The sequence below is a fragment of the Rhodococcus shunpengi genome, from assembly GCF_048381395.1.
In the GTDB taxonomy this organism is placed as follows: Bacteria; Actinomycetota; Actinomycetes; order Mycobacteriales; family Mycobacteriaceae; genus Rhodococcus.
In genome coordinates this window covers 41,362-57,336 of the sequence record NZ_JBLWIU010000011.1, presented here as the reverse complement: position 1 = coordinate 57,336, position 15,975 = coordinate 41,362, and the positions used below count along the sequence as shown (strand labels likewise).

Sequence of the window (15,975 nt, the reverse complement as noted above, 5' to 3'; positions counted from 1 at the left end):
ACCGTATTGATGTGCGCTTAGGGGTACTCGACGTCGGAAGCAACACCGTTCACCTGTTGGTGGTGGACGCCCATCGTGGTGGGCACCCCACGCCGATGAGTTCGACGAAGGCCACGTTGAGGCTGTCCGAGAACATGGACGACAACGGCGACATCACCTCCAAGGGGGCCGAGCGGCTCGTCGAGACCACCGCCGAATTCGCCAGCATCGCCCGCACCTCGGGATGCGGTGAGCTCATGGCGTTCGCGACGTCCGCGGTGCGCGACGCCGGCAACTCCGAGGTCGTTCTCGAGCGGGTGCGCCGGGAGGCCGGGGTGTCGCTGGACGTGCTCTCCGGCGAGGACGAGGCGCGGCTGACCTTCCTGGCCGTGCGCCGCTGGTACGGCTGGAGCGCCGGGAACATCCTCGACCTCGACATCGGCGGTGGTTCGCTCGAGCTCACCTTCGGCGGCGACGAGGACCCCGAGATCGCCTACTCGCTCCAGCTCGGTGCTGGACGGCTCACCCGTGACTGGTTCCGTGAGGACCCGCCCGGCAAGCGCCGGATCTCGGCGCTGCGCGACTGGCTCGACGCCGAACTCGCCGAGCCGGCGAAGGTCATACGCAACGCGGGCGACCCCGACCTGTGTGTGGGTACCTCCAAGACCTTCCGGACCCTCGCCCGCCTGACCGGCGCGGCCCCCTCGTCCGCCGGCCTGCGGGTACAACGGACCCTGACGGCCAGCGGCCTGCGCCAGCTCATCGCCTTCATCTCCCGGATGACCACGGCGGACCGGGCAGAACTCGAAGGTGTCAGCTCGGACCGGTCCGAGCAACTCGTCGCCGGCGCCCTCGTCGCGGAGGCCAGCATGCGTGCCCTCGGAGTGGAGACGCTGCAGATCTGCCCGTGGGCGTTGCGCGAAGGCCTGATTCTTCGGAAGCTCGATACGGATATGGGTGGCGAACTGGTGGTGGCAACCGGATGAGCGAGAATCGCAGCAACGACACGGGGCAGATCTCCGTGGCCGAGCTGTTGGCGCGTAACGGCCAGAAGGTGGGAACGCGGGCCGGGGGACGACGCCGACGAGGCGCGAGCGGCGGCATCTCCGTCGCCGAACTGACGGGCGAGATCCCGATCACGCGCGCGGCCGACGACCGCGCAGACAGCAAGGGCGAGCGACACACCGCCGCCGACGCGGAAAGTGCTGCCGGACAGTCGGATTCGGCTTCCTCTGCCGCGGCTACCGATGTGAGGACCCCGCCGAAGGTCGCCCCGGCGCCGCGCAAGGCCGAGACCCCGAACAGCGAGACACCGAAGCTCGAGACGCCGAAGACGGCGACTTTCGCGCTGTCCGACATCGAGAAGACCACCGTGACCCCGCGGGTCGCCGTCGAGACGAAGACGCCCCCGCCGAAGGCCGGAACGGGCACGCCTGCCGTCACGAAGGCGCCGTCCGTCCCGAAGACGCCCGCCGCGAAGACACCGCCCGCCGCGAAGACACCGCCGGGCCCGGCCTCGAAGGCGCCCGCATCGACGGACGCAGTGTCGAAGGCGCCCGCATCGACGGATGCAGTGTCGAAGGCGGGTGCAACGTCCAAGGCGGCTGCGTCGACGGAGACAGCGTCCAAGGCGGCCGCGGCGGCTCCACCCAAGATCGAGTCGCCGACCGAGGTCATCCGCCCCGAGGCGCTTCCGCGGCGTGCGCGGGCGCATCTCGGAGCGGTCGCGACGGGCTCGCCGTCCGGTGAGGGAGCGGCGTTCGCCGACAAGAAGTCCGAGAAGGCGAGCGCCCCTGCGGTGTCGGTGCGCAAGGCCGACGTCGCCGAACCTCGACTGCTGTCCGGCCCGGCCAGCGACCTGCAGGGCACCGGTTCCGACGCCGACGACTCCACCGACACCATCGGTGCTGCGGATGCCGCGTCCGACGCTTCCGAGGGATCGGCATCGTCGCGGTCGCGGAAGTCCCGCGGCAAGGGCAGGAAGGCGACGTCCGACGCCGCCGACGACTCGGCACGGAAGAGTGCGGACGACGATTCCACCGATGCAGAGCAGGGCAGTGGCCTCAAGCAGTGGGCGTTGCTGATCGGCGAGAGCGTCGCCGCGATCGTCGCGGGCGGATTGCTCTTCAAGGGCTTCGAGCGGTTGTGGGACCTCATGCCGTGGGTCGCCTTCGCACTCGCGCTGCTGGTGATCGTGGGCCTGGTCGCGCTGGTGCGTGTCCTGCGGCGCACCGACGACATCACGAGTCAGCTCATCGCGCTCGCGGTGGGAGCATTCGTGGCCTTCGGGCCGCTGTTGTTCCTGCTGCCCGGGTGAGCCGATGCCGACCGCGCAGGGAATCCGGGTAGGGCTGTCCACCGCTTCGGTCTATCCGGAGAACACCGAAGCGGCGTTCCGCTTCGCGGCCGATCTCGGCTTCGACGGGGTCGAGCTGATGGTGTGGGCCGAACCGGTGAGCCAGGACCCCACCTCGGTGGAGCGCCTGGTCCGCGAGTACGGCGTGCCGGTGCTCGCCGTACACGTGCCGTGCCTGCTGATCTCGCAGCGCGTGTGGGGATCCGATCCCGCCGCCAAACTCGACCGTTCGGTGCGTGTCGCCGAGATCCTCGGTGCGGAGACCGTCGTGGTCCATCCGCCCTTCCGGTGGCAGCGTCGCTATGCGGAGGGATTTTCCGACCAGGTCGCGGCGCTCGAGGCCGACAGCCACGTGGTGGTCGCGGTCGAGAACATGTACCCGATGAGGGCCGACGTCGTCTTCGGCGGTCGTGATCGCGGCGCCGAACGTCTGCGCCGACGCGGTCCCGGCCGCGCGGTCTCGGCCTACAGTCCGTCACTCGACCCCACCGACACCGGTTTCGCGCACTACACGCTCGACCTGTCGCACACCGCGACCGCGGGGGCCGACGCCCTCGCGCTCGCGGATCGGATGGGGGAGGGGCTCGCCCACCTCCATCTCGCCGACGGCCGGGGCTCCTCGCTCGACGAACACCTCGTCCCGGGAACGGGCACGCAGCCGTGTGCGGACGTGTGCCGCCGGCTCGCCGCGAGCGACTTCGGCGGTCACGTGGTGCTCGAGATCAGCACCCAGAGCGCACGGACGCGTGCGGAGCGCGCCGGGATGCTGGCGCGTTCGCTGGCCTTCGCGCGCACGCACCTGGATCGCTCGGCGACGCGCGCGATCACCGCCGGCCCCGAGAGTCCCCGGCACACGGACATCGCGCGCGTCCCCGCCTCAGAGGGCAGCGATTCCGGCGGCGAGCACGGCGACACCTGAGATCAGCACACCCGCGGTGAGGGAGACGGCGCCGAGCCGGACCGCCGCGAACATCCGGCCGGGCCGCGTCGGATCGGGCCCGAGAACCGACAGGAAGAAGCCTGCCGGGATCAGGATCGCGGCGACGAGCACGGCGATGGCGCCGGCCGCCGACCAACCGGGTGATGCGCCCACGACGTGCGTGAGAACGGCGATGAGCAGCCCCAGCGTGACGAGTACTCCCGCGTGGGCGTGACCGGCACGGAAGAACGTCTTCTGCAGGTCGTTGGTGGGTACGCCGCCCGCGGCGACGCGTAGCAGGAAGGTGCCTCCGAAGGCGATGCCTGCGACGGTGAGCACGGTGCTCCCGAGAACGATGGTCACGATCGGATGCATGAGGGCCTCCTCGGCCGGTACTCCGTGACTGACGGTTCCACTGTCCGTTGCTGGATAGCTTCACTATCCAATACTGGATAGTTGTAGTATCCGGTGTCAAGGACGGAGGTGATCGGTGCGTATCTCGGAACTCGCCGAGCGTTGCGGCATACCGCTGCCGACGGTGAAGTACTACCTGCGCGAGGGGTTGCTCATGCCGGGCGTGGCGACGAGCGTCACCTCGGCGACCTACGACGACCGGCACGTGCGGCGCCTGGGCCTGGTCCGGGCACTTGCCGCGCAGGGTCTGCCTCTCGAGAAGATCAAGACCGTCGTGGATCTCGTCGACAACCCCCGCGACGACCTGTTCGTCGAACTCGGCCACGCCATCGCCGCGCTGCCGCCCTACGTCGAGGACTCGGCCGGTCTCGACTATCCCCGCGCCCGCCGCGTGCTCGAGCACCTCGGCCAGATCTACGACCCCCGGTTCGCGGCCGTGGCGCAACTCGAACACGCGCTCACGGCACTCGAAGCCGCCGGCCTGCGGATGGACGACCGCCGGATCGACGCCTACGGCCGTCACGTCCGCGCCATCGCCGAACTCGACCTCGAACTGCTGCCGACGCACTCCCGGGAGGCCACCGTGGAAGCGGCCGTGCTCGGGACGGCTCTGTACGAACCGGTCCTCACGGCCATGCGCCGACTGGCCCACCAGCATCTCGCCGCCCGCATGTTCGGGTCCGGTGAACTCCCCACCACCGGCGCCGATCCGGCCCCGAACGACGACCAGGAGCAGCAGTGACCCCCACCGACCAGCCCTTCCTCGACCTGACCTCGGTCACCCGAGTGCCGGGGGAGCACCCGGATGGCACCGATGCCTGGCAGGCGCACATCGATCCGGTGTGGACCATCGGACCCAAGGTGCACGGCGGATGCATGCTCGCGGTCTGCGCGTCCGCGGCGCGCAGGTCGGTGCTCGACGCCGGCGTCGACCCGCTCACCCAGCCGCTCGCCGTGAGTGCCTCGTTCGTCGCCGCGCCCGACCCCGGTGACGTCGAACTCACCACCCTCCTGCGCAAGCAGGGCAAGCAGATCACCCTTGTGGACGTCGAACTGTCCCAGGCCGGACGTGTGGCGGTGCGGGCGAGTGTCACCCTCGGTACGCCGGACTCCGAGGAGCCCTTCCACACGGTGCCGCACCGCGCGACCACCATGCCCGTCGACCCGCCGGCCGAGTCGGTGCTCGTCACCCCCGAGCACCCCATGGGGCAGATCGTGAAGTTCGCCGCCACCTCCCGGCTCCGGATCGACGCCTCGACCGCGCGTTTCCTCGACGGGCAGCAGGGTGAACCGCTCGTGTCGATGTGGACGCGGCCGTCGCCGGGCGACGAGGCCGACGTCGACACCTCGGTGCTGTTCGCGCTCATGTGCGGCGACGTGTCGGCTCCCGTCGCGATGAACCTCGGCCGATTCGGCTGGGCGCCGACGGTGCAGCTCACCGCCTATCTGCGGCGGGTTCCGGCTCCGGGATGGCTGCGGGTCATCGCGGAGAGCAGCGTGCTCGGCAACACCTGGTTCGAGGAGGACCACACCGTCGTCGACTCGACCGGCCAGGTGGTCGTGCAATCGCGTCAGCTGGCCATGATGCCGCGCTGATGCGCCCGAGCGCGGCAGGTTCCGACAGGCGGTGACCGTGGTGTAGGCCGCACGGGCGGTCGTGGCAGGCTGTCCCCATGACGAGAATCGCAGTGATCGGTGGCGGCAGGATCGGCGAGGCGCTGGTCTCGGGTCTGCTGAAGAACGGCTTCGCGACCAAGGATCTCGTGGTCGCCGAGAAGTTCGAAGAACGGCGTGAGGAACTGTCCCGGGCCTACTCGATCCGGGTCACCGACAGCACCGCCGACGCCGCGGAAGGCGCCGACGTGGTGGTCGTGGCCGTCAAGCCCAACGACGTGGACGTCGTCGTCACCGCTCTCGCGGCGGTCGACGCCGGGAACGACGACGAGCAGATCCTGGTGTCGCTGGCCGCGGGCATCCCGACGGTCCGCTACGAGACCAAGCTCCCGGCCGGCTTCCCCGTCGTGCGCGTGATGCCGAACACCCCGATGCTCGTCGGGGAGGGCGCGAGCGTGCTGTCCGCCGGTCGGTACGTCAAGCAGCAGCATCTCGACACGGTCCGCGAGATCCTCGCGAGCGTGGGAACGGTCTCGGTGGTCCCGGAATCGCAGATCGACGCGGTCACCGCGGTCTCCGGATCCGGCCCCGCCTACTTCTTCCTCGTCGCGGAGGCGATGATCGACGCGGGTGTCTCGCTCGGCCTGACGCGGGCGGTGGCCACCGATCTGGTGGTGCAGACGATGACCGGCTCGGCCGCGATGCTCGCGCGCTCGGGGGACAACGCTGCCGACCTGCGCGCCGCGGTCACCTCGCCGGGTGGCACCACGGCGGCCGCGATCCGCGAACTCGAGCGTGGAGGCCTGCGTACGGCCTTCTACGAGGCGCTCGACGCCGCGAAGCGCCGCTCCGCGCAACTCGGGGCGGCATCGGATCAGCCATCGCCCGCGGCCCGCGAGGGGCTCTCCGGGACGGCCTGACAGGGCATCCACCCGAGGCTCTCGCAGGTGTCCCTGCGGAACGCCGACAGGTGTCACTGCGGAACGCTCACAGACGTCCCTGCGGAACGCTGACAGACGTCACTGCGGGGCGTAGCGTGGCGACGAACAGCCGCCCGCCGGAAATTCCCCGGCTGCATCGTCGCACAGGAACCATTCGTCACGCTAAGCTCGAATCAGCACGTGCGTGTCTGTTCCGCCGGAGGGGAAGCCGGCGGCGCGGGCGTGCCGGAGGTGTGTAATGGTTTCAGGAAACACGCCGTCGAAGGGTCAACCTCAAGACGGACAGTCGGTTCTCGCCGGTACCCAGTTCCTGACGGTTGCCGAAGTGGCAGCTCTCATGCGGGTGTCGAAGATGACCGTGTACAGGCTGGTGCACAGTGGCGAACTACCCGCAGTGCGCGTGGGACGCTCGTTCCGCGTGCATGCGAAGGCCGTCCACGACTACCTCGAGACGTCGTACTTCGACGTCGGATAGAGGTCGGACAGGGACGATCGGCGCGTCGTCGGGGGACGACGGTACGACGAACGGATCCGGTGCGCGAGGGAAGTCGCGTTCCGGGGCGGACCTCGGTTTCACGCCGGGTGGGCCGCCCCGGTAGGATTGCTTGTCGTCGTACCGGCCAGCCGGTGTCGTGAGGCGCTGTTACTCGTCGCCACGAGGCCCAGCGTCGACATACATCAGGCGTACGTCACCGGCGTGCGCAGGAACGCTACAAGGAACGTGAGGGATGCCCACATGGGATCTGTGATCAAGAAGCGCCGTAAGCGCATGTCGAAGAAGAAGCACCGCAAGCTGCTCCGCCGCACCCGAGTGCAGCGTCGTAAACTCGGCAAGTAAGCCCTGCGCCTGTCCGATGCCCGTCACCTTCCATGGTGGCGGGCATCGTTCGTCTGCGCATCCCCACACCCGAAAGTTCACCCGCGAGTCGTGCGATGGCAGCGAAGTGGCCGTATTGTGGGACGGCATACCGCGTCGGGGCGAATGTGACCGATGACGCGTGTGGTGCAGCAGGGGGTTTCACGAGTGGTTTCGCAGGGGCACGAAGTGGCACGTCCACGAGTCGTGCTGGTCACCGGAGCGAGTCGGTTCCTGGGTGGTTTCCTCGTCACCAGGCTCGCCCAGAATCCGGACATCGAGCGGGTGATCGGCGTCGACACCCAGTCGCCGTCGAAGGACATGCTCCGACGCATGGGCCGGGCCGAATTCGTGCTCGCCGACATCCGCAACCCTCTCATCGGCAAGATCATCCGCAACATGGACGTCGACACCGTCGTCCACGCGTCCGCCGTCACGAAGGCCCCGAAGTCCGGGAGTCGCACGGCGATGAAGGACATGAACGTCCTCGGCGCGATGCAACTGTTCGCGGTGTGCCAGAAGGCGCCCTCGGTGCGCAGGATCGTGCTGCGCTCGTCGTCCGTCGTCTACGGCTCGAGTGCCAAGGACCCCGCGAAGTTCACGGAGGAGATGAGCGCCCGCCGCCGGCCCACGGGCGCTTTCGCCCGCGACATGATGGAAGTCGAGGGGTATCTGCGCGGCGTCGCCCGGCGGCGCACCGACCTCGCGACCACCATCCTCCGGCTCGCCCCCACCGTGGGGACCCGGCTGCCCGGCTCGGTGTCGAGTTATCTCACCTCCCCGCTCGTCCCCAACGTGCTCGGCCGCGACGCGCGACTGCAGTTGCTGCACGAGGAGGACGCGCTCGGTGCGCTCGAACACGCGGTCGTCGCCGGACCGCCCGGGACGTACAACATCGCCGGTGAAGGGATCGTCATGATGACCCAGGCAGTACGCCGGGCCGGGGGCATGACGGTGCCGATGCCCTATGCGCTGTTCCGCACGGTCGGGCACGCACTCATGGGTTCGGTGATGAACTCCTTCACCAAGGAAGAACTCGACTATTTCCATTTCGGATGCGGACTCGACACCACGCGCATGCGCAACGAGTTCGGATTCGAACCACGCTGGACCACGAGAGAAGCGCTCGACGATTTCGCCCGGGGCCTCGCCCTCACCCGCATCGTGAAGACCGAATGGGTGGACAAGGCCGAGTCGATGGCGCTCTCCGTGCTCGGAGAGACGAGGGAGACGCGATGACGGAGGTCGCGAAGGTCATCCCGTTGCATGCCGGCAACCGCCGTCCCGGCGAACGGGTCACACGCACACCCCATCCGTCGATGGGGCCACCGCCCACCCCCGAGCAGATGAGCCGCACCGACCGGTTCCTCGACGACCTGCGCGGCACCCTCGCGCACCAGGTCACCGCCACCGCCGAGTTCGTCCGCCGCCGGATGACCGGCGACTACGAGGTCGACGACTTCGGTTTCGACCCGCACTTCACCGAGAACGTCGTCCTGCCGGTGCTGCGACCCCTGTTCGACAAATGGTTCCGCGTCGAGGTCCGCGGCGTGGAGAACATCCCCGCCGAGGGCAGCGCACTCGTCGTCGCCAACCACGCCGGCACGCTCCCCGTCGACGCACTGATGACCTCCGTCGCCGTGCACGACCATGCGGATCGTCACCTGCGGATGCTCGCCGCCGACCTCGCCTTCGGTCTGCCCGTGGTGGGGACGGTGACCCGCAAGGCGGGCCACACCCTCGCGTGCCATCCCGACGCCGAACGACTCCTCCGCCAGGACCAGGTGGTCGCGGTCTTCCCCGAGGGCTACAAGGGCCTCGGCAAACCGTTCAAGGAGCGCTACAAACTGCAGCGGTTCGGCCGCGGCGGCTTCGTGTCGGCGGCTCTGCGCACCCAGGCGCCCATCGTGCCGTGCTCGATCGTCGGCTCCGAGGAGATCTACCCGAACATCGCCGACCTCACCTCGCTCGCGCGCCTGCTCGGACTGCCCTACTTCCCGATCACCCCGCTGTTCCCGGCGCTCGGCCCGCTCGGGATCGTGCCGTTGCCGTCGAAGTGGTACATCGAGTTCGGCACCCCCATCGTCACCGACGTGTACGACGACGCCTCGGCGGAGGATCCGATGGTGTTGTTCGAGGTCACCGACCACGTGCGCGAGACGATCCAGCAGACCCTCTACAAGCTGCTCACACGCAGACGGAACGTCTTCCTCGGCTGAGCACCTCGAAAATCGAGCCGCTCGGTCGCGGCTGTACTGTCAGGCCGCTCGATCGCGACTGTACTGTCAGGCCGCTCGATCGCGGCGGCGACCCACGAGGACCGCGACGGCACCACCCGCGGCACCCAGACCGAGCGCCGTCGGCACCCCGACCTTCGCGGCCTTGCGCGCCGTCCGGAAGTCGCGGATCTCCCACCCGCGTGTGCGGGCGACCTGCCGTAGATCCGGATCGGGATTGATCGCGACGGCCGTGCCGACCACCGAGAGCATCGGCACGTCGTTGTGGCTGTCCGAATAGGCCGTACACCGCTTGAGATTCAGACCCTCGCGGATCGCGAGGGCCCGCACTGCGTGCGCCTTGCCGAGACCGTGCAGGATGTCGCCGACGAGGCGGCCGGTGAAGACGCCGTCCTCCGACTCGGCGACGGTGCCGAGCGCACCGGTGAGGCCGAGGCGTTCGGCGATGACGTCGGCCAGTTCGACCGGCGTCGCGGTCACGAGCCACACCTGCTGGCCCGCGTCGAGGTGCATCTGCGCGAGCGCGCGGGTGCCCGGCCAGATCTTGTCGGCGATGATGTCGTCGTAGATCTGCTCGCCGAGCCGGCGCAGTTCTTCGGTGGAGCGGCCCTGCACGAACGACAGCGCCTTGTCGCGACCGGACGCGACGTCGTTCATGTTCTCCTTGCCCGTCAGGCGGAACTTGACCTGCTGCCAGGCGAACTCGAACAGGTCGGACTTGTCGAAGTAGTCCCGGGCGACGAGGCCGCGGGCGAAGTGGATGATCGACGCGCCCTGCACCATCGTGTTGTCGACATCGAAGAACGCCGCCGCGGTCAGATCACGCGGGACGGGAGCGGTGTCGGGGGAGGGCTCGGGCTCGACACGGGATTCCTGCAACGCGAGGGCGGCATCGGCGCTCGCCTCACCTGCGAGATTGGCGCGGACCTCTTCCTCGCTGGGCCCGAACTTGCGAGAGAAGAGCCGACGTCCGGGACGGATGATGCGCGCCCACGTCTCACCCATGCCCCATCCGTAGGGAAACGAACGTCCTGGCACTCGCACCTCCGGTGTCGTAACGGGCGGGGCTGTCGAAACGGGCGGGCTCCGTGTGACCCCAGCGCTCCGGGCGCCGCCCACACGACGACCGCATGCACGGGCGACCCGCGCCAAGCCTAGCCCGCGATACCGCCCCTCACCGGGAGGCCGTCGCCCCCGTGACCGGGTGTGACGTTCATCTCGACAGGCCGTGCCGCACAGTGGAGGCATGAGTGAGCAATCGTCATCGGCAACGAGCGGCTCCGCGAGCCGTCATCACCTGACCCTTCTCGTGCGCGCCGGGTGCGGTGCGTGCGGTCCGGCGCGCGAGCAGCTCGAGGCGCTCGCGGAGGAGCTCGGCGTCGAGGTCACCTGCATCGACGTGGATGTCGCTGCCGCAACCGATCCCGATCTGCGGGCCGAATTCGGGGACCGTCTGCCCGTCGTTCTGCTCGACGGACGCGAGCACAGCTACTGGGAGGTCGACGAGCCGCGACTGCGCGCAGATCTCGCTCGCTGAGTCGGCAGGTCCTCGTCGTACAGCAGGTGGGAAGCACATTCGGGGTGCTTCGAGCAACTTTGTGCATGGCTTCACAAGCGGTTACCGTGGTGTGAACGAATTCCCGGATCACCGTGAGGCCAGGCGTGTATCCACCGGCCGGACGAGGAGCCACGTACCGTGACGCAGTTGCACCCACCGCAGGGCGAGGACGCTCGCGGCACCGCCGAGTCCGGCGAGGGTGCCACTCCCACCCCTCCGGTCCGCGATATCCCACAGGCTACTGTGACGCGTCTCGCGACCTACCTCCGGGTCCTCGGTGCGTTCGCCGAAGCGGGCACGCTCATCGTCTCCAGTGAGGAACTCGCGGCAGCCGCCGGGGTCGGTTCGGCCAAACTGCGCAAGGATCTGTCCTTCCTCGGACCCAACGGAGTGCGCGGCGTCGGCTACGACGTCCTGCGCCTCCAGTCCCGCATCGAAGCAGCGCTCGGACTCGACCGGGGCCATCGCGTCGTGCTCGTCGGAGTGGGCAGTCTCGGACGCGCCCTCGCCAGATATCCCGGCTTCGACCGCCGCGGTTTCACGATGGCCGGACTCTTCGATTCCGATCCCGACGTGGTGGGCACACGTGTGGGCGATCTCGTCGTGCGTCACGTCGACGATCTCGAGAACGGAGCCCGTGAACTCGGCGCGACCATCGGTGTCGTCGCCACCCCCGACGAGGCAGCGCAGCAGGTGTGCGATCGGCTCGTGCTCGCAGGAGTGCGCAGCATCCTGAGCTTCGCTCCCGTCGAACTCGATGTCCCCGACCACGTCGAGATCCGACGCGTCGATCTGTCCGTCGAGATGCAGGTCCTGTCCTTCAACAGCACGCGTAACGGGGAGACCCCCCGCGCCGCGACGGCTGACGTTCGTCCTGCTGCCGGCGACGTACGCCCCGCCGGCATCCCGCGGGTGTCCACCCGAAGCTCTGCTCGGCATACCACAACAGGAAAGGCGGGTCCGATGGGCTCGGCCGCGACCAGAAACGGATCGGTGATCGCACCGTGAGTGTTCTCCTCGTCGGGATATCGCATAGGAGCGCACCGGTCCCGGTGCTCGAGAAGGTGGCGGTCACGGACACCGACCGCCCCAAGCTCACCGACAAGATGCTGGCGTCGGACAAGATCTCCGAAGCGATGATCGTCTCCACCTGCAACCGGGTGGAGATCTACGCGGTGGTCGACGCCTTCCACGGCGCACTCGCCGCGGTCAGCGAACTGCTCGCCGAGCACTCGGGTCTGCCCGTCACCGAACTGCACAAGCACGCCTACGTCCGGTACAGCGAGGCCGCTGCCGAACACCTCTTCTCCGTCGCCAGCGGACTCGACTCGATGGTCGTGGGGGAGCAGCAGATCCTCGGCCAGATCCGCACCGCCTACGCCGCCGCCGACGCCCAGCAGGCCGCCGGCCGCACCCTGCACGAACTCGCCCAGCAGGCGCTGCGCGTCGGCAAGCGGGTGCACACGGAGACCGGCATCGACGCCGCCGGTGCGTCCGTCGTGTCGGTCGCGCTCGACAAGGCCGCGAACTTCCTCGGAGGCGACCTCCGTGGCCGCACCGCCGCGGTGATCGGTGCCGGCGCCATGGGCGGCCTCGCCGTCGCGCATCTCGTCCGGGCCGAGGTCGGCTCGATCGTCGTCGCCAACCGCACCCGCGACCGCGCCGAGCGACTCGCCGAGACCGCACGGGCCGCCGGTGTCGACGCCGAGGTCGTCGGATTCGACGATCTCGCGACCGCGCTGAGCCGCGCCGACGTCGCCGTCACCTGCACCGGAGCGGTGGGGGCCGTCGTCACCCTCGCCGACGCGCACCGCGCACTCGCGCAGCCCGGCCGCGGCGAACGCCCCCTCGCGATCTGCGATCTCGGTCTGCCGCGCGACGTCGACACCGCCGTGGCCGGTCTTCCCGGCGTGCAGGTCTTCGACATGGAGTCGCTGCAGCGCGATCCGTCGGCCGGCGCCGCCGCGACCGACGCGGAGGCCGCCCGCAAGATCGTCGCCGCCGAACTGTCGCAGTACCTCACCGCGCAGCGACTCGCCGAGGTCACCCCCACCGTGACGGCACTGCGTCAGCGCGCCGCCGAGGTGGTCGAGGGCGAACTGATGCGCCTCGAATCGCGACTGCCCGATCTCGACGACGGTCAGCGCGGCGAGGTCGCCCGCACCGTGCGCCGGGTCGTCGACAAGCTCCTCCACGCACCGACGGTGCGCGTCAAGCAACTCGCGTCGACGCCGGGAGGCGACCAGTACGCCGAGGCTCTGCGCGAACTCTTCGAGCTGAGCCCGGGTTCGGCCGAAGCGGTCGCGACACCCACCAAGGATTTGGAACTGAGCACGCTGACCGATCCCACCCTCTCGGGGGATCTGTCCGCCGCACTGGATCCCGCTGTCACCACCGAACTCCAGGCCTCACGAAAGGACGGCACCGCATGAGCACCGAAGCCGCATCGGTTTCCCGCGACGACGTTGCTCGGCAGGATCGTCCCCTGCGGATCGGTACCCGCGGCAGCGTGCTCGCCACGACCCAGGCCGGTACCGTGCGCGACGCACTCATCGCCGCCGGTCGCCCGGCAGAGCTCGTCATCATCACCACCAAGGGCGACGTGACGCCCGGCCCGGTGCAGCGCATCGGTGTCGGCGTGTTCACAGCCGAGCTGCGCGAGGCGCTGCTCGCAGGTGAGGTCGACGTCGCCGTGCACTCCTACAAGGACCTGCCGACCTTCCAGGATCCGCGCCTCGTCGTCGCGGCCGTCCCCGAGCGGGAGGACCCGCGCGACGCGCTCGTCGCCCGCGACGGACTCGTCCTCGGCGAGCTGCCGCCCGGCTCGAAGGTCGGTACCTCGGCGCCGCGCCGGCGGGCACAACTCGCCGCGCTCGGTCTGGGACTGCAGATCGAACCGCTGCGCGGCAACATCGACACCCGCATCGGCAAGGTCGACTCCGGCGAACTCGACGCGATCGTCATCGCGCGTGCCGGACTGTCGCGCATCGGACGCCTGGACCGCGTCACCGAGTCCCTCGAACCGGTGCAGATGCTGCCCGCGCCGTCGCAGGGTGCGCTCGCCGTCGAGTGCCGGTCGGACGATCCCGAGATGATCGAGCTGCTCGCCGGACTCGACCATGCGCCGAGCCGCGCCGCCGTCGTCGCGGAGCGTTCGCTGCTCGCCGAACTCGAAGCCGGATGCACCGCACCGGTGGGGGCGATCGCCGAGGTCGTCGAATCGCTCGACGACGACGGCCGGGTGATCGAGGAACTGTCGGTGCGCGGATGCGCCGCCGCCCTGGACGGATCGGATGTGCTGCGAGCGAGCGCGGTGGGGGCGCCGGAGAGGGCCGAGGAACTCGGTCGCCGTATCGCCCGCGAACTGCTCGACCTCGGTGCGCGCGAGCTCATGGTCGAGCACGGCGTCGTCCCCGAGACGAGACCTGCCGATGATTGACCCAGCCGTCACCGTCACCCGATTTGCCCTTACCGCTGATTTGACCGCACTGGAGAATGACCGATGAGCCGAGTCCGTAAGCACAACCCCGGGCGCATCCTGTTCGTGGGATCGGGTCCGGGCGATCCTGCGCTGCTCACCGTGCGCGCGCGTGACGTGCTGGCGGGCGCCACGATCGCCTTCACCGACCCCGATGTCGACAAGGGTGTCGTGGCCCTCGTCGGTGTCGACCACGGCACCGACCCGGAGACCGGTGAGCCCGTCGCCGAGGTCCGTCCCGCGCTCGGCGAGCCCGCCGAGGTCGCCAAGACGCTCGTCGCCGAGGCGAAGGCCGGACGCGACGTGGTGCGCCTCGTCGCCGGCGACCCCCTCACCACCGACTCGGTGATCGCCGAGGTCAACGCCGTCGCCCGCACCCAGGTGGTCTTCGAGGTCCTGCCGGGCCTGCCCGCCGGGTCGTCGGTGCCGAGCTACGCCGGTATGGCGCTCGGCTCGTGCCACACCGAGGTCGACGTGCGCGGAGAGGTCGACTGGGCCGCGCTCGCCGCAGCCCCCGGCCCCCTCGTCCTCCACGCGACCTCCGGTCACCTCGCCGAGACCGCCAGCGCGCTCGTCGAACACGGCCTGGCGCCGCAGACCCCCGCCGCGATCACCGTGCGCGGCACCACCCGTCAGCAGCGCACCGTCGAGGCCACCCTCGCGACGCTGAACGATGCGGGTTCCGAGCTCGTCGGGCCGCTCGTCGTCACCGTCGGCAAGGTCGTCTCGCACCGCAACAAGATGTCGTGGTGGGAGTCGCGCGCCCTGTACGGCTGGACCGTGCTCGTGCCCCGCACCAAGGATCAGGCCGGCGAGATGAGCGAGCGGCTCGTCACCCACGGCGCGATCCCGATGGAGGTGCCGACCATCGCGGTCGAGCCGCCGCGCAGCCCCGCGCAGATGGAACGTGCGGTCAAGGGCCTGGTCGACGGCCGGTACCAGTGGGTGGTGTTCACCTCCACCAACGCGGTGCGTGCGGTGTGGGAGAAGTTCGAGGCGTTCGGTCTCGACGCGCGTGCGTTCTCCGGCGTCAAGATCGCGTGCGTCGGTGAGGCCACCGCCGCGAAGGTGCGCTCGTTCGGCATCATCCCCGAGCTCGTGCCCAGCGGCGAACAGTCCAGCCTCGGCCTGCTCGCCGAGTTCGCCCCGTACGACGACGTCTTCGACCCGGTCAACCGGGTGCTGCTGCCGCGCGCCGACATCGCCACCGAGACCCTCGCCGAGGGCCTGCGCGAGCGCGGCTGGGAGATCGACGACGTCACCGCCTACCGCACCGTGCGTGCCGCTCCGCCGCCGGCCGCGACCCGCGAGATGATCAAGACCGGTGGCTTCGACGCGGTGTGCTTCACCTCGTCGTCGACCGTCCGCAATCTCGTGGGTATCGCCGGCAAGCCCCACGCCCGCACGATCGTCGCGTGCATCGGCCCGAAGACGGCCGAGACGGCGATCGAGTTCGGCCTGCGGGTGGACGTGCAGCCCGAGACCGCGCAGATCGGGCCCCTGGTCGACGCGCTCGCCGAGCACGCGGCCCGGCTCCGCGCGGAAGGCGCACTGCCTCCGCCGCGGAAGAAGTCCCGCGCCCGCCGCTGATCTCTCGTGATCCGATGATCCGTGCGCGGTCCC

17 protein-coding genes are annotated in these 15,975 nt (G+C 69.7%); 15 read left to right on the top strand and 2 right to left on the bottom strand.

The window, feature by feature from the left end; translation table 11 throughout:
- Positions 1–11: 11 nt before the first annotated feature.
- From ACNJ7K_RS04515 to ACNJ7K_RS04505, 3 genes are read left to right on the top strand one after another with little or no spacing between them, the layout of a single operon-like run.
- Positions 12–965 carry a Ppx/GppA family phosphatase gene (locus tag ACNJ7K_RS04515; protein WP_487041275.1) on the top strand — a complete coding sequence of 318 codons (954 nt, stop codon included), beginning with the start codon at positions 12–14 and terminating at the stop codon, positions 963–965.
- Positions 962–2,296: a hypothetical protein gene (locus ACNJ7K_RS04510; protein ID WP_487041274.1), complete on the top strand. Its 1,335-nt coding sequence runs from the start codon at positions 962–964 to the stop codon at positions 2,294–2,296. Before ACNJ7K_RS04515 ends, ACNJ7K_RS04510 begins: the two co-directional genes overlap by 4 nt.
- Before the next feature lie 4 nt (positions 2,297–2,300).
- The gene (locus ACNJ7K_RS04505) at positions 2,301–3,254 is read left to right on the top strand and encodes a sugar phosphate isomerase/epimerase family protein (protein WP_120280066.1); all 954 of its coding nucleotides are present in this window, start codon (positions 2,301–2,303) and stop codon (positions 3,252–3,254) included.
- On the opposite strand, the gene ACNJ7K_RS04500 is transcribed toward ACNJ7K_RS04505, so the two are convergent.
- Positions 3,213–3,629: a hypothetical protein gene (locus ACNJ7K_RS04500; protein WP_016693729.1), complete on the bottom strand. Its 417-nt coding sequence runs from the start codon at positions 3,627–3,629 to the stop codon at positions 3,213–3,215. The genes ACNJ7K_RS04505 and ACNJ7K_RS04500 overlap by 42 nt on opposite strands.
- A 115-nt stretch (positions 3,630–3,744) precedes the next feature.
- Here ACNJ7K_RS04500 and ACNJ7K_RS04495 point away from each other — a divergent pair, with 115 nt between their 5' ends.
- The 7 genes from ACNJ7K_RS04495 to ACNJ7K_RS04465 all read left to right on the top strand — a co-directional run bounded on the left by ACNJ7K_RS04495 (position 3,745) and on the right by ACNJ7K_RS04465 (position 9,298).
- On the top strand, positions 3,745–4,410 hold the full coding sequence (locus tag ACNJ7K_RS04495; RefSeq protein ID WP_120280065.1) for a MerR family transcriptional regulator: 666 nt from the start codon (positions 3,745–3,747) through the stop codon (positions 4,408–4,410).
- The gene (locus ACNJ7K_RS04490; RefSeq protein ID WP_120280064.1) at positions 4,407–5,264 is read left to right on the top strand and encodes a thioesterase family protein; all 858 of its coding nucleotides are present in this window, start codon (positions 4,407–4,409) and stop codon (positions 5,262–5,264) included. The genes ACNJ7K_RS04495 and ACNJ7K_RS04490 overlap by 4 nt, the downstream gene beginning before the upstream one ends.
- Before the next feature lie 77 nt (positions 5,265–5,341).
- Complete coding sequence (proC, locus tag ACNJ7K_RS04485) at positions 5,342–6,202, top strand: pyrroline-5-carboxylate reductase (protein ID WP_120280063.1); 861 nt, start codon at positions 5,342–5,344, stop codon at positions 6,200–6,202.
- Positions 6,203–6,461: 259 nt separating this feature from the next.
- Positions 6,462–6,698, top strand: coding sequence for a helix-turn-helix domain-containing protein (locus ACNJ7K_RS04480; protein WP_006552345.1), 237 nt, complete (start codon positions 6,462–6,464; stop codon positions 6,696–6,698).
- A 261-nt stretch (positions 6,699–6,959) separates the two neighbouring features.
- Positions 6,960–7,061, top strand: coding sequence for a 30S ribosomal protein bS22 (locus tag ACNJ7K_RS04475; RefSeq protein WP_003402602.1), 102 nt, complete (start codon positions 6,960–6,962; stop codon positions 7,059–7,061).
- Between the two features lie 225 nt (positions 7,062–7,286).
- Positions 7,287–8,318, top strand: a complete 1,032-nt coding sequence (locus ACNJ7K_RS04470; protein ID WP_120280062.1) for an NAD-dependent epimerase/dehydratase family protein — start codon at positions 7,287–7,289, stop codon at positions 8,316–8,318.
- Entirely contained in the window at positions 8,315–9,298 is a 984-nt protein-coding gene (locus ACNJ7K_RS04465; protein ID WP_120280061.1) for a lysophospholipid acyltransferase family protein, read from the top strand. Before ACNJ7K_RS04470 ends, ACNJ7K_RS04465 begins: the two co-directional genes overlap by 4 nt.
- 66 nt (positions 9,299–9,364) lie before the next feature.
- Here the strand turns inward: ACNJ7K_RS04465 and ACNJ7K_RS04460 are convergent, their stop codons facing one another.
- Positions 9,365–10,321, bottom strand: a complete 957-nt coding sequence (locus ACNJ7K_RS04460; protein WP_120280060.1) for an HAD family hydrolase — start codon at positions 10,319–10,321, stop codon at positions 9,365–9,367.
- Positions 10,322–10,562: 241 nt separating this feature from the next.
- On the opposite strand from ACNJ7K_RS04460, the gene ACNJ7K_RS04455 reads away from it, so the two are divergent.
- From ACNJ7K_RS04455 to ACNJ7K_RS04435, 5 genes are all read left to right on the top strand, one after another.
- Positions 10,563–10,853, top strand: coding sequence for a glutaredoxin family protein (locus tag ACNJ7K_RS04455; RefSeq protein ID WP_006552340.1), 291 nt, complete (start codon positions 10,563–10,565; stop codon positions 10,851–10,853).
- 159 nt (positions 10,854–11,012) lie between these two features.
- A complete protein-coding gene (locus ACNJ7K_RS04450) occupies positions 11,013–11,882 on the top strand; it encodes a redox-sensing transcriptional repressor Rex (protein WP_120280059.1) in 870 nt (289 codons plus the stop codon).
- Positions 11,879–13,306 (top strand): glutamyl-tRNA reductase, encoded by a 1,428-nt coding sequence (locus ACNJ7K_RS04445; RefSeq protein ID WP_159417742.1) that lies wholly within the window; start codon positions 11,879–11,881, stop codon positions 13,304–13,306. The genes ACNJ7K_RS04450 and ACNJ7K_RS04445 overlap by 4 nt, the downstream gene beginning before the upstream one ends.
- A complete protein-coding gene (gene hemC, locus ACNJ7K_RS04440) occupies positions 13,303–14,313 on the top strand; it encodes a hydroxymethylbilane synthase (protein ID WP_120280057.1) in 1,011 nt (336 codons plus the stop codon). Before ACNJ7K_RS04445 ends, hemC begins: the two co-directional genes overlap by 4 nt.
- Positions 14,314–14,376: 63 nt before the next feature.
- A complete protein-coding gene (locus ACNJ7K_RS04435; protein ID WP_016693742.1) occupies positions 14,377–15,942 on the top strand; it encodes a bifunctional uroporphyrinogen-III C-methyltransferase/uroporphyrinogen-III synthase in 1,566 nt (521 codons plus the stop codon).
- The last annotated feature ends 33 nt before the right edge of the window (positions 15,943–15,975 follow it).

Excerpts from the sequence above, each read along its gene's own strand:
- ACNJ7K_RS04510 (WP_487041274.1), top strand. The coding sequence starts at position 962 with ATGAGCGAGAATCGCAGCAACGACACGGGGCAGATCTCCGTGGCCGAG.
- ACNJ7K_RS04505 (WP_120280066.1), top strand. The coding sequence starts at position 2,301 with ATGCCGACCGCGCAGGGAATCCGGGTAGGGCTGTCCACCGCTTCGGTC.
- ACNJ7K_RS04500 (WP_016693729.1), bottom strand. The coding sequence starts at position 3,629 with ATGCATCCGATCGTGACCATCGTTCTCGGGAGCACCGTGCTCACCGTC.
- proC (WP_120280063.1), top strand. The coding sequence starts at position 5,342 with ATGACGAGAATCGCAGTGATCGGTGGCGGCAGGATCGGCGAGGCGCTG.
- ACNJ7K_RS04480 (WP_006552345.1), top strand. The coding sequence starts at position 6,462 with ATGGTTTCAGGAAACACGCCGTCGAAGGGTCAACCTCAAGACGGACAG.
- ACNJ7K_RS04475 (WP_003402602.1), top strand. The coding sequence starts at position 6,960 with ATGGGATCTGTGATCAAGAAGCGCCGTAAGCGCATGTCGAAGAAGAAG.
- ACNJ7K_RS04465 (WP_120280061.1), top strand. The coding sequence starts at position 8,315 with ATGACGGAGGTCGCGAAGGTCATCCCGTTGCATGCCGGCAACCGCCGT.
- ACNJ7K_RS04460 (WP_120280060.1), bottom strand. The coding sequence starts at position 10,321 with ATGGGTGAGACGTGGGCGCGCATCATCCGTCCCGGACGTCGGCTCTTC.
- ACNJ7K_RS04455 (WP_006552340.1), top strand. The coding sequence starts at position 10,563 with ATGAGTGAGCAATCGTCATCGGCAACGAGCGGCTCCGCGAGCCGTCAT.
- hemC (WP_120280057.1), top strand. The coding sequence starts at position 13,303 with ATGAGCACCGAAGCCGCATCGGTTTCCCGCGACGACGTTGCTCGGCAG.
- ACNJ7K_RS04435 (WP_016693742.1), top strand. The coding sequence starts at position 14,377 with ATGAGCCGAGTCCGTAAGCACAACCCCGGGCGCATCCTGTTCGTGGGA.